Consider the following 12718-nt stretch of genomic DNA (forward strand, 5'->3'; position numbering starts at 1 on the left):
ATTATGGAAGTTAATGATAGTGATTCTACTGCCATCCGTTATGTGATTGAAAGTCAATTAGCAGCTTTTCAAAAAGATGATGCTCCAGCTGCGTTTGCTCTTGCTAGTCCAGGTATTCAAGAGCAATTTCAAACCGCAGAAAACTTTATGCGAATGGTAATGCTCAACTACCCAGCTGTCTACCGTCCTCGTTCAGTGGTTTTTGAAAAAATCACAAATATCCAAGACAATATAACTCAGCCTGTTTTATTGCTGAGTCCTCATGGAGTACCTTTGAGAGCATTGTATTTTATGGAACAGCAACCTGATGATACTTGGAAAATTAACGGCTGCATTTTAGTCTCGGTGGAAGTAGAAATTATTTAATTCTTAGCCGATGGTAAATGATCAAAAAAGGTTTATATTTTAGCCTCTAAAATTTCTTTATTTAAAACTTGATTTAACTTGCCACTGCGATAACCTTCTAAGTCTAGAGTGACATAGATAAATCCAAATTCTTGAAATGTGGAAACTACAGAGGGTAAATCAACTGACAACACAAAATCTTTAATTTTTTCTGGTGCTAATTCAATACGTGCGGTATCACCTTCAGAGCGCACGCGTAAATTATCCCATCCGAGTTTTCGCAGATAAATTTCTGCTCTACCGACTCTTTGTAACTTAGCTACAGTAATTTCTTCACCGTAAGGAAAGCGAGAACTTAAGCAAGGTTGAGCAGGTTTATCCCACCAAGGTAAACCAAGTTGTTGAGAAAGTTGGCGCACTTCTAATTTTGACACACCAACTTCTGCTAAAGGCGATCGCGCACCTCGTTCTTTAGCAGCTTGAATTCCAGGACGATAATCATGCAAATCATCAGCGTTCACACCGTCCACTACGTAGGGATAGCCTAATTTGACAGCTAAGGGTTTGAGAGTATCGTGTAATTCGCTTTTGCAGAAATAGCAACGATTGACAGGATTTGATGTGTAATTAGGATTTTCCATCTCATATGTCTGGACAACTTGATGGGGAATTCCAATAGTGGCGGCTTGAATTTTCGCGTCTTCTAATTCTTCTGGTAACAGCGAAGGCGAAACTGCTGTCACAGCCAAAGCGCGATCGCCTAAAACATCATAAGCAATCTTGGCAACTAAAGTACTATCTACACCGCCAGAATAGGCAATTAAAGCGCGTTCCATTTCACCAAACAAGGCTTTTAGTTGCTCAAGTTTTTCGGTCAATCTCATTTTAAATTCCTAGCAAAAGCTTTACATTTCCCAACAAATTCCATTTTAAAGGTGTAGAGAAAATCTGTGTTTTAGCTGTTCGTCACCTGAGATTCTGACTGGGGTAATTGAATATACTTAGATACCAGTGTAGCTAATAGCGGTAAGTCAAGCGGTTTAGAAATATATTCATTCACTCCTGAGGCTAAACAAGTTTCGCGATCGCCTTTCATGGCCATTGCAGTTTGAGCAATTACCGGAATTGTTTGATATTCTGGCTTTTGACGTAATTGCTGCACTACGTTGAGTCCGTTTTCATCTGGTAACTGAATATCTATTAAAATTAGTCCTGGTTTTTGCTGTGAAAGAACTGACCACATTTCTGTAGCATTTTTGATCCAATTTACGTGATAACCCAACCGCTCAAGATAAGTTTGCATCAACTCACCATTAGGTAAATCATCTTCCACTAATAAAATGCTTGAGTTGGAACTAACGGAGATATGTAAAGGAGATAAAGGTGTAATATCTTTTGCATCTGCTTGAGTTTCCTGCTTTTCCTCCACCTCTGTTACTGGTTTCACAGGAAGGATAATAGAAAAACGCGAACCACAGTTAACTTCTGATTCTACTTTTATAGAACCGCCGTGAATTTCAGCGAGTTTTTTAGTCACAACTAAACCCAAGCCTGTACCTTCATCACGACTGGTTACAGAATTAGCAATCTGAAAATAAGGTTGAAAAAGTTGCGCCTGGTCTATTTTAGAGATACCAATCCCCGTATCCCAAACTGTGAAACATACAGATGTACCTTGAGGTACAACCTGTAATCCTACCTCACCAGTACGAGTAAATTTCACGGCATTAAATAGCAAATTTAACAGCATTTGCTTCAGCCGTAAGGGATCAGCAACTAAAGTTTTAACGGTGGGATCTAATTCTAAGCGCAGTTTTAAACCTTTGTTAGCAGCTTTCTCTTTGACTAATGCCAAAACATTCCGGCACAGTTCTGGTACATTAACTTCTTCCTGTTGGACTTCTAACTGATTAGCTTCAATTTTGGAGAGGTCTAAAATGTCATTAATCAGTGCTAACAAATGTTTGCCACTCGACTGAATAATATTTAAATATTCTTGATGACGTTCTCTGGTTGGTTCGTAACCTTGAGCTAATAGCAGATGGGTAAATCCGATAATAGAACTTAGCGGTGTGCGAATTTCGTGGCTGGTATTGGCCAAAAATTGATTTTTAAGTTGATTTGTTCTTTCTAATTCTTGATTAGAACTACCGATATTTTGAGAGAGTTGTTGCCAAGATTGTATTTGTTTTAGTTGTGCTAAAGCATCAGCACACTGTTGGGTAACTCTGGTGAATAATTCTGATTTAAGTTGTACTTGTGATTCTGTCAGCAGTTCACGAGGCGCTGTAGCAATGATTAGCCAGCCAATCATGCCAGAATCACTTTCTAAAGGCCAAGCACTAGGCGGTTGCTGATTAGTTAGATGCTGTAAATCTTCAACTTCAATCAGCTGTGACAATTTCAATCGCAGTTTTTTGCCTTTTTGAGACATTACTTCCACGACTGAAGATGAACAAGAAAGGTAACAAACTTTAGCAAATGTTGCTTGTGGTTGAGATAGAGCGATCGCTACTCTACTATTGTTCAAAGCAATATCGAGTTCATCGACCACTGTTTGAAAAATATCTGCTTCTGTAGCTTCTACTTGTACAGTAGGCGCTGAAGCGGCAAGTAGGTAATCATTCAGGCGACTTTGCAACTTGTTCAAGCTGCGTTCCAACCACAACTCCGCACGGAGTTGTTGAATTGTTGCCAACAGTGTTGGCGTTGCATCTACCTGTGAGTTTCGTTCTGGTAAGCTTGAATACTGCTGCATGGTCAACTAGACCGCTGAACAAGTTTAGCCTGGCGCAAAATTGCGAACAAGATTCTATGTATATTAGCTCACAAATCCTGATTGTTCACAAACCCTAACTTTTTCTGTTTATGGTAACAGACGTAACACTATTTTTGGAAGAAATCACTCACATCAAATTTCTTTAGAGTAACTTATTTGCTTAAAAATCATGGATACACAACTTATACAACTAATTGTCAATGGCATTGCTCTAGGAAGCATTATTGCTCTAGCTGCTGTTGGTCTCACTCTTACCTACGGGATTTTACGGTTATCTAATTTTGCTCATGGTGATTTTCTCACTTTAGGAGCTTATTTGACTTTATTGGTAAATGCAGCTGGGGTTAATATCTGGCTATCAATGATTTTGGCAGCAGTAGGAACTGTCGCAGCAATGCTGTTATCGGAGAAACTTTTGTGGTCAAGAATGCGCTTGATTCGAGCTACTTCCACGACGCTGATTATCATTTCTATTGGTCTAGCTTTATTTTTGCGCAATGGCATTATCTTGGTTTGGGGAGGCAAAAACCAAAATTACAATGTTCCTGTAACTTCTGCTTGGGATTTTTTTGGTGTCAAAATCCCCCAAAATCAATTGTTAGTGTTAGGTCTAGCCGTGTTAGCAATTGTAGGGCTGCATTACCTCCTGCAAAACACGAAAATTGGTAAAGCGATGCGAGCAGTAGCCGATGATTTAGACTTAGCCAGAGTTTCTGGTATCAATGTTGAGCAAGTTATCCTGTGGACTTGGCTGATTGCTGGTACACTCACGTCTTTGGGTGGCAGTATGTACGGTTTAATTACAGCAGTCCGCCCAAATATGGGATGGTTTTTAATTTTGCCTTTGTTTGCTTCTGTAATTTTAGGCGGAATTGGTAATCCCTACGGAGCGATCGCAGCCGCTTTTATCATTGGTATTGCCCAAGAAGTCAGCACCATTTGGCTGGGTTCTCAATACAAACAAGGTATTGCCCTGCTGATTATGATTTTGGTGCTGCTCATTCGTCCCAAAGGTTTATTCAAAGGCACGATTTGAGCAGCACCAAATCCACTTCTAATTATTCAATGATGTGGAAATAGTAAGCTGCTACCAAGAAGTTAACAGCTAAAAGGAGCAATGCCCAACCTGTACGAAAGGCGTAGGGGGGTTTTGCTCCACTGTCTGCAACTGCTGAATTCGGAGTTTTATCAGCCATAATCGGTTCTCCTAAATGTCATGACTTTTTCAGAAATACCAAATAGCTGCACCAATTACCCACATTCGTTAAAAATATTTGTCTAGCTGGACAATAGTGCTGAGTGCTGAGTTAAGAGAGTTTTTCAGGTTTGGTTGTAGGATTTAACATTTCATACTTCACACTTCAGACTTCACACTTGTTTCTTCTCCTGCATGGTAGGAACTGCGAACTAGCGGCCCAGAACGGACATGACTAAATCCCATTTTCCAGGCTAGGCTGCCAAGTTGCTCAAATTCCGCTGGAGTCCAGTATTTTTGTACTGGCAGATGTGCTAAAGAAGGACGCATATACTGGCCAATAGTTAAGCGATCGCATCCTACTGCTCTTAAATCTGCCATTGCTTGGATGACTTCTTCTACTGTCTCTCCATGTCCCAGCATTAAACCAGACTTGGTGGGAATAGTCGGGTCAATCTCTTTAACTATAGCCAAGACTCGCAGCGAGCGATCGTATTTTGCCCCGCGACGCACTGGGCCTGTTAACCTTTGCACCGTCTCAATGTTGTGATTGAAACACGCTGGTTTGGCTGCGACAATCATCGCAATCCGTTGGCGTTGTCCTGCTTCGCCAGCACCTGCACCACCCCAAAAATCTGGTGTCAATACCTCAATCTGAGTTTTGGGGTTGAGCTTTCTAATAGTTTCCATTGTTTGGACAAAGTGTCCGGCTCCCTGATCTGCCAAGTCATCACGAGCCACAGAAGTCAACACTACATAACGCAATCCCAAAAGCTGTACTGCTTCAGCAACCTTTTGTGGTTCTTCTAAGTCAAGCGGCATTGGTGCATGACCTTTATCTACTTGACAAAAAGCACAAGAACGTGTGCATATTGGCCCCATAAGTAAGAAAGTTGCTGTTTTTTGGGCGTAGCACTCTCCTCGGTTAGGGCAACGGCCTTCCTCACAAATAGTGTGAATTTGGCGCTGCTTAATAATGCGTTGTACAGTTGAAATTTCGCTGGCTTTGCCAATAGGGCGACGTAACCAGCTAGGCATTGCCATAATTTCTGACTTAAATTCGGCTGGTTCTAACGAAGTCATAAATATCCTAAGTAAGTCCAAAGATAATGTAAAGTAAGTTTCTCTACATTAAGGCTTACACAGAAAGGTTATTGGTGGAGACTGGGCGTACTTAGATATTGCATCAAACTGCTGAGAGTACGGGGAAAAGTTTTACAAAACACTGATAATCAAGCTATTTATACCGAAATATACTATCCCCCAATCCATAACAAATTTAGATATAGTGGGATGACTCTCAAGGTCAAGCGGCATAGCCGTAATTAAACTTAAATTTTCTGTTAGAGAAATCAGTTGTGGCTAGTAACAAAATTTTAGTTATCGATGACACTACCGTTGTCAGGGTAAAAGTACGAGAAATGTTGCCTCCAGGTAACTTTGAGGTATTAGAAGCTAAAGACGGTGTAGAAGGACTCAATTTTATCCGTCAAGAAAAGCTCAGTTTGATTATGTTAGATTTCCTGTTACCGAAAATGAGTGGTTGGGAAGTTTTTCAACAAATTCAAGCCCAGCCAGATTTAAGAAAAATTCCCTTGGTGATCATGTCTGGTCGCAAGGAAGAAGTTACCGAAAAAATTCCAGAACCATTTGAATACTTTGATTTTCTGGGTAAACCATTTGATAAAAAGCAATTGATTGATGCGATTAAATCAGCAATGGCTAAAGCTAAGCTACCGCGTCAAGAACCAGCTTTGGTAGGAGCGGTTGCTGCTAAAAATGGTGCTAGTGTAAGTACAGCTAGTACAGGTTTGATCGCTGAGCATGACACAATAGCCACAGTCAGTGTGGATCACTCTCCATTAACAACAGCTAGTGTTGATACAGCTTCCTTAGCAGAAATTAAAGCGTTGAATGAGAAGATAGTTCAAATGCAAGCTGAAATAGATGGCTTGAAAAAACAGTTAGCTCAGGTAGTCACTTTTATTAAGCAGAAAATTAAGTAAAATTAATACTTACTTTTAACTCTGTTGCATTTAATAGTTTGTTCTCAAAAATCCTCATTCAAGTTGCTTAAGATAGTAGTCTAGTCTAGTTAACACCTAGAATCATTATTACCAATGAGTAAATTTTCTAGATAGTTATAAAAGTACTAGTTGTCAATTATTGGGAGGCTTTATTTAATAGAGACGTTGCAATACAACGTCTCTATTAACTTTTTTGCTTAGAAAAAGCAGAGCTAAAATGATAAATTTATTATGTACTAATTAAAAGAGCTAATGAATAGCGATCGCCCTGCTATTTTCTCATTTTTTGCTGGTGCAGGTTTTCTTGACCTAGGCTTTGAAGCTAACGGCTTTAATATTGTTTATGTCAATGAAATTTTTTCCCCTTTCATGGCAGCATACCGCTATTCCAGAGAATTACTCAAATTCCCATTGCCTGACTATGGATATCACCACGGGGAAGCAGGAGATGTCAGTAAGTTAGTTGAAGGAGTACAAGCACAACGTCTATTAGAACTAGTACAAAATTGCCGTAAGTCTCACAATATTGTTGGCTTTATTGGTGGGCCGCCTTGCCCAGATTTTTCTATTGGAGGTAAAAATCGAGGATACTTAGGAGATAATGGTAAACTTTCTGCTGCTTATATTGAATTAATTTGTCAGAATTTGCCAGATTTTTTCTTGTTTGAAAATGTTAAAGGCTTGTGGAAAACAAAGAAACATCGTTTATTTTTTGAATCTTTAAAAGTTCGGTTACGGCAAGCTGGCTATATATTAAATGAACGTTTGATTAACGCTATTGAATACGGAGTACCACAGGACAGAGAAAGAATTATTCTTCTAGGTTTTTCCCAGCCTTTAATTAATGAAATGGGTATAAAAAAAACTCGAAATATTTTGGCTTGGCAACAATACATTATACATTCTCAAGAAAAAATTTTTGCTTATCCTTGGCCACTTTGCCAGACTTTTCAAGAAGATTCTATATTGCCTTGCCCAAATAATATTCTTCCAGAATTAACTGTTGAGTTTTGGTTTAGAAAAAATCATGTCCAGAATCATCCTAATGCTGAACACTACTTTCAACCAAGAGCAGGTATAAGTAAATTGGCAAATGTGGATGAAGGAGATGATTCTAAAAAATCTTTTAAGCGTCTTCACAGATGGCGTTACTCTCCTACAGCTTGCTATGGAAATAACGAAGTGCATTTACATCCTTATAAAATCAGACGAATATCTGTAGCAGAAGCCCTAGCTATACAATCTTTACCAGAAAATTTTGTACTTCCTGACCATATGTCGCTTACCAATATGTTTAAAACAATTGGTAATGGTGTGCCGTATTTAGTGTCTAAGGCCTTAGCGAGAAGTATTCTTGAATTTTTAGGAATTAATGTAGAAGAAACTGTTGAATTGCCTCAAACGATAACCGCCTAAAGCTCAATAAATTAGTTACAATAATTAAATAAACTCAATATCAGTCTAAATAATAAACCACATAATCAGACTGTTTTGGGGATCAACTCGTAGTAAATGTGGTTTAATAGATAATAAATGTCTTAATTTTTTATAAAGCTTAATAATCACTTATAGGCAAAAGGCTCGATGGCAGCAGACTATCCAGATATTGATATTGCGCCATTTATTGATCACGCCCTGTTAACGCCAACGGCGACTCCAGAGCAGGTTGCGCAATGGTGTGAACAAGCATACAGATTTAACTTTGCAGCGGTTTGCATTTACCCCACCTACGTCAAGCAAGCAGCAGAACTCCTTCAAGGAAAAAAGCCGAAAGTTTGTACAGTCATTGGTTTTCCGACTGGAGCAACAACTTCCGCAGTTAAGCTGTATGAAGCGCAAGAAGCGGTAGAAAACGGAGCAACTGAGTTGGATGTAGTGCTTAACTTAGGTTGGTTGAAGGTGGGAAAAACTGAGGAAGTTCACCGAGAAATTGCCGAGATTTGTGAAGAAACTGGGCAAACAGTTAAGGTAATCTTGGAAACCAACCTGCTGACAGATGCAGAAAAAAGACTAGCAGCAGAAATATGTATGGATGCGGGTGCAGCATTCCTAAAAACTAGTACAGGTTGGAATGGCGGTGCCACAGTGGCAGATGTACATTTATTGAAAGAAATAGTCCGAGAAAGGATAGGAATTAAAGCCTCTGGAGGTATTCGGACTCACGAGCAAGCCCTAGACTTAATCCTAGCAGGTGCTACTAGATTGGGTACATCTCGTGGTATCGATTTGATCCGCCAGCGCGATAATCTGGAGAAAGGGGAATAGTCATTTGTCCTTTGTCATTTTGTCCTCAGCTAATGACTAATGACTAATGGCTAAATGACTAGTGACCGATGAATAATAACTCATGAGTAAAACTTATAAAGCAACTGGTATTAATCTGAAAACTCAGGTGCTGGGGGAATCAGACAGAATAGTGACAATTTTGACACGAGAGTTCGGTCTGATTCGAGCAGTTGCCCCAGGAGCGCGTAAGCACAACTCCAGCCTTGGCGGTAGGAGTGGGATGTTTGTGGTGAATGAACTACTGATTGCCAAAGGGCGATCGCTCGATAAAATTACTCAAGCACAAACTTTAAAAACATACCCCGGTTTAGCTAAAGATTTAGGAAAATTAGCCGCAGGGCAATATTTAGCAGAAATAGCTTTATGTCAAGCTTTGAGTGAACAACCCCAAGAAGAACTTTATGAGTTACTCAATGAACACCTTCATCAGTTAGAAAGCTTACCGAAAACTGAAATATCAGATGTTTACGCATACCTTGCCCTTGGGGTATTTCAACTTTTAGTCTTGGCAGGACTGACTCCTCAAACCCAAACATGTTGTTTAACTCAACGCGCCTTAAAGCCAGACTTTGTAAATCCCAACTGGCAAGTGGGATTTAGTGTTCCATCTGGTGGGGTGATTTGTTTGGAGGCGTGGGAAAGTTTACGCAGAAAACGGGAGATAGAAAGGTGGGAAGATAGAGATAATCACCACCATGCCTCATCACCGAATTCTCCTGTCACTAGTTACGAGACTGTTGTCCATCGACAAGAAATTCCAGTAATTTCAAGTCGCCTGAGCGCTACCGAATTTGCTCTGCTCCAACAGTTGTCACAACCAGAGATAATGCAAATTGATGTATTTAGAGATAATGGCTGGTTATCTGTTGAGCAGATTTTGCGCCAGTATGCTCAGTATCATTTAGGCCACTCTATTCGCTCCGCTACCCTAATTGACTCTTATTTTGCTGCCAACCATGATGCAACCATCTGATTTGGATAGAAAAATCCTACCTTTATCACCAAGCCATGCCAAAAAACAGAGCAGAGTAACAGACTCTACTGTTACCCATCCTTTGAGAACTGTTCCCACTTCTACAAACAGTCAAATTTATCAACAAGAAGTTTCCAAACCAGACATTTCTACAAATGGTAAACAGTGGACATCAGAAAAAGTCAAGACAGATGTTCCTAGCCAATTTTTTGATAAACAGGCTAATGAGCCATTAATCAATATTGCTCCTAGCAGCAATGAGCGTAGTTTGCCAGTAGAAGCTGCGCCAGAAAAAGCAGATTGGAATGGTTCAGGTGGTGAAGCTAAATCAGGTAACTTACAACAGCAAGGATTTTTACCTGTATTGAAAAACCCCAATTTTCTGGCACTTTGGGGTGGTCAAGTGTTTTGCCAACTGGCTGATAAGGTGTATTTAGTATTGATGATTGCTTTAATTAATACTAACTTTCAAGCAAGTAGTCAAAGCATTAGTGGTTGGGTGTCAGCGTTAATGATGGCATTTACCATCCCAGCAGTATTGTTTGGCTCTGTGGCTGGGGTGTTTGTAGATCGTTGGTCGAAAAAAGCAGTTTTGGTAGCCTCTAATGTTTGGCGTGGTCTTTTGGTATTGGCAATTCCTGTCTTACTTTGGTTGACTCATGATTGGCAACCCATAGGAGTTTTGCCACTAGGTTTTGCGATTATTCTCGGTGTAACCTTTTTGGTTTCCACACTGACACAGTTTTTTGCGCCAGCAGAACAAGCAGCAATTCCTTTAGTGGTAGAAGAACAGCATTTACTTTCTGCCAACTCCCTTTACACAACAACAATGATGGCATCGGTGATTATTGGATTTGCCATTGGTGAACCAATTTTAGCGATCGCAGATAGTATATGGGCGCAATTTGGTGGTGGCAATGGTTTGGGTAAAGAAATTTTGGTTGGTGGCAGTTATGCGATCGCAGGCATAATTTTAATGTTGTTGGCAACGAAGGAAAAACCTCACGCTCCCGACACAGAATTTCCTCACGTTTTCTCGGATTTAAAGGATGGTTTTGCTTATCTCAAAGCTAACCATCAAGTACGCAATGCTTTAGTCAGGCTAATTATTTTATTTTCTGTCTTTGCCGCCTTAACTGTTTTGGCAGTGCGGATGGCAGAAATAATTCCTAATTTGAAAGCTTCTCAGTTTGGCTTTTTACTAGCAGCAGGTGGTGTCGGGATTGCAGTTGGAGCAACAATTTTGGGTCAGTTTGGACAACGCTTTTCCTATTCTCAACTAGGCTTGTATGGTTGTTTAGGAATGGCAGCATCTTTAATTGGACTTGCCCTATTTACAACCCAATTATGGCTAGTCTTGTTGTTTGTAGCTATCTTGGGTATTTTTGGAGCGCTGGTTGGGATTCCTATGCAAACCGCGATTCAAACAGAAACTCCACCAGACATGCGCGGTAAAGTTTTTGGCTTGCAAAATAATGTAATTAATATTGCTCTGACTTTACCTTTAGCACTGGCAGGTGTAGCAGAAACCTTTGTGGGATTGAAAGCGGTGTTTTTAGGATTAGCTGCGATCGTCTTTTTTGGTGGTATCTTAACTTGGTACAACTCCCGTCAGTATTTATAAACAGGTTAATTCATCCATCGCTTGACAAAAGCAATAATTTATTATTGACTTTGATTTCATGGTAAACTGAACTCATCAATAATTTAGTGCCTACTTGCTGGAAATAAACCTGAGATTACACAGAATTAAGTTGTATTCCAAGTGAAAAATTAGCAACTTATTCATTAAACTAAATTAAGCTGAAAATCTATTGTTTTTATCAGCTGATAATCAGCTTGATAAACAGATTATTTCGGTATTTGACGACCAAAAGCATCAAGTAAAATCAGGATAAAGTCCAATACAGCTAAGGCGCAAAACTAATAAATAAAACCAGCTTTCTTATAACTAACTTTAAAGAATGCGTATAGCTTGGATTGGAAAAAAGTCGCCCTTTTGTGGCAATGTCACCTACAGCCGAGAGATAACGAATGCTTTGTTAGATAGGGGACATCAAGTTAGTTTTCTCCACTTTGCTCAAGAAGAACCTGAACCGGATAACTGGCCAAAATTCCAAGAAGTATCTTTACCCTTTATTTATAAATCTCAAGTTTATACAATCCCTGCACTAAAAGCGACGAAAGTTTTAACCGAATCGTTAAGAGAAATCAAGCCTGATATAGTTCATGCTTCCTTAACTCTGTCTCCGCTAGACTTTGTTTTACCAGAAATTTGCGAACAACTTAATTTACCTTTAATTGCCACTTTTCATACACCATTTGCAGGTAAAGGGGCAAAACTGATATCAGGAACGCAGCTGATAGCCTATCAGTTATATGCACCTTTTTTAGATAACTACGATCGCGTGATTGTATTTTCGCAAATTCAGCGAGAATTACTGGCACGTATGGGTGTCCGAGAAGAAAATATCGCCGTCATTCCCAACGGTGTAGATACAGTTAAATATTCTCCGGGATATTCCGCAGTTAAAGCGGAGTTTAAAGCTGAACGTCTATTTGTTTACCAAGGACGCATAGCCCCAGAAAAAAATGTTGAAGCCCTCCTCCGCGCTTGGAAACAGTCCGATATGGGGGCTGAAAGTAAGTTATTAATTGTCGGAGATGGCCCTTTAAGGGCTTCGCTAGAGCAATTTTACGGTTCAGAATACGGCATTATCTGGTTAGGGTTTATTGCGGAAGAAGACAGACGCATCGAAATATTACGGGGCGCAGATGTATTTATTTTGCCTTCTTTAGTAGAAGGATTGTCTTTGTCTTTATTAGAAGCAATGGCTTGTGGAGTAGGTTGTATAGCTACAGATGTAGGTGCAGATGGCGAAGTATTGGAAAAAGGCGCTGGTATAGTTTTAAGTACTAAAACAGTGCGATCGCAATTGAAAACCCTTTTACCTCTATGCCAAGATCATCCAGAGTTAACAACTTTACTAGGACAAAAAGCTAGAAATCGTGTTTTAGAGCGCTATACCTTGGATAAAAATATTACACAGCTAGAAGAATTGTATAAGGAAGTTTTAGTAAAGCGACCTGTGCATCTTAGCTGGGGTGCTTAA

At 39.7% G+C, this 12718-nt stretch carries 12 protein-coding genes; 8 read left to right on the top strand and 4 right to left on the bottom strand.

Annotated elements, in window-relative coordinates; genetic code table 11:
- Positions 1–3: 3 nt before the first annotated feature.
- Positions 4–366, top strand: a complete 363-nt coding sequence (locus tag ACMX3D_RS21250) for a DUF4864 domain-containing protein (protein WP_482752394.1) — start codon at positions 4–6, stop codon at positions 364–366.
- A 32-nt stretch (positions 367–398) separates the two neighbouring features.
- On the opposite strand, the gene larE is transcribed toward ACMX3D_RS21250, so the two are convergent.
- Both larE and hrmK read right to left on the bottom strand, forming a co-directional pair.
- Positions 399–1229 carry an ATP-dependent sacrificial sulfur transferase LarE gene (gene larE, locus ACMX3D_RS21255; protein WP_482747817.1) on the bottom strand — a complete coding sequence of 277 codons (831 nt, stop codon included), beginning with the start codon at positions 1227–1229 and terminating at the stop codon, positions 399–401.
- Between the two features lie 71 nt (positions 1230–1300).
- A complete protein-coding gene (gene hrmK / locus ACMX3D_RS21260; RefSeq protein WP_482747818.1) occupies positions 1301–3103 on the bottom strand; it encodes a hybrid histidine kinase/response regulator HrmK in 1803 nt (600 codons plus the stop codon).
- Between the two features lie 190 nt (positions 3104–3293).
- Here hrmK and ACMX3D_RS21265 point away from each other — a divergent pair, with 190 nt between their 5' ends.
- On the top strand, positions 3294–4160 hold the full coding sequence (locus tag ACMX3D_RS21265) for a branched-chain amino acid ABC transporter permease (RefSeq protein WP_482747819.1): 867 nt from the start codon (positions 3294–3296) through the stop codon (positions 4158–4160).
- A gap of 22 nt (positions 4161–4182) precedes the next feature.
- On the opposite strand, the gene psaX is transcribed toward ACMX3D_RS21265, so the two are convergent.
- Both psaX and lipA read right to left on the bottom strand, forming a co-directional pair.
- Positions 4183–4320, bottom strand: coding sequence for a photosystem I protein PsaX (gene psaX / locus ACMX3D_RS21270; RefSeq protein WP_482747820.1), 138 nt, complete (start codon positions 4318–4320; stop codon positions 4183–4185).
- 158 nt (positions 4321–4478) lie between these two features.
- Positions 4479–5402 carry a lipoyl synthase gene (gene lipA / locus ACMX3D_RS21275; RefSeq protein ID WP_482747821.1) on the bottom strand — a complete coding sequence of 308 codons (924 nt, stop codon included), beginning with the start codon at positions 5400–5402 and terminating at the stop codon, positions 4479–4481.
- 275 nt (positions 5403–5677) lie between these two features.
- Here lipA and ACMX3D_RS21280 point away from each other — a divergent pair, with 275 nt between their 5' ends.
- The 6 genes from ACMX3D_RS21280 to ACMX3D_RS21305 all read left to right on the top strand — a co-directional run bounded on the left by ACMX3D_RS21280 (position 5678) and on the right by ACMX3D_RS21305 (position 12718).
- Positions 5678–6325 (top strand): response regulator, encoded by a 648-nt coding sequence (locus ACMX3D_RS21280; RefSeq protein ID WP_482747822.1) that lies wholly within the window; start codon positions 5678–5680, stop codon positions 6323–6325.
- A 273-nt stretch (positions 6326–6598) separates the two neighbouring features.
- Entirely contained in the window at positions 6599–7762 is a 1164-nt protein-coding gene (locus tag ACMX3D_RS21285; protein ID WP_482747823.1) for a DNA cytosine methyltransferase, read from the top strand.
- Positions 7763–7930: 168 nt separating this feature from the next.
- Positions 7931–8611 (top strand): deoxyribose-phosphate aldolase, encoded by a 681-nt coding sequence (deoC, locus tag ACMX3D_RS21290; RefSeq protein WP_482747824.1) that lies wholly within the window; start codon positions 7931–7933, stop codon positions 8609–8611.
- Between the two features lie 82 nt (positions 8612–8693).
- Positions 8694–9605 carry a DNA repair protein RecO gene (gene recO / locus ACMX3D_RS21295; protein WP_482747825.1) on the top strand — a complete coding sequence of 304 codons (912 nt, stop codon included), beginning with the start codon at positions 8694–8696 and terminating at the stop codon, positions 9603–9605.
- Complete coding sequence (locus tag ACMX3D_RS21300; RefSeq protein ID WP_482747826.1) at positions 9589–11229, top strand: MFS transporter; 1641 nt, start codon at positions 9589–9591, stop codon at positions 11227–11229. The genes recO and ACMX3D_RS21300 overlap by 17 nt, the downstream gene beginning before the upstream one ends.
- Before the next feature lie 340 nt (positions 11230–11569).
- Positions 11570–12718 carry a glycosyltransferase family 4 protein gene (locus tag ACMX3D_RS21305; protein WP_482747827.1) on the top strand — a complete coding sequence of 383 codons (1149 nt, stop codon included), beginning with the start codon at positions 11570–11572 and terminating at the stop codon, positions 12716–12718.

It is taken from the genome of Anabaena sp. TISTR 8404, assembly GCF_056847745.1.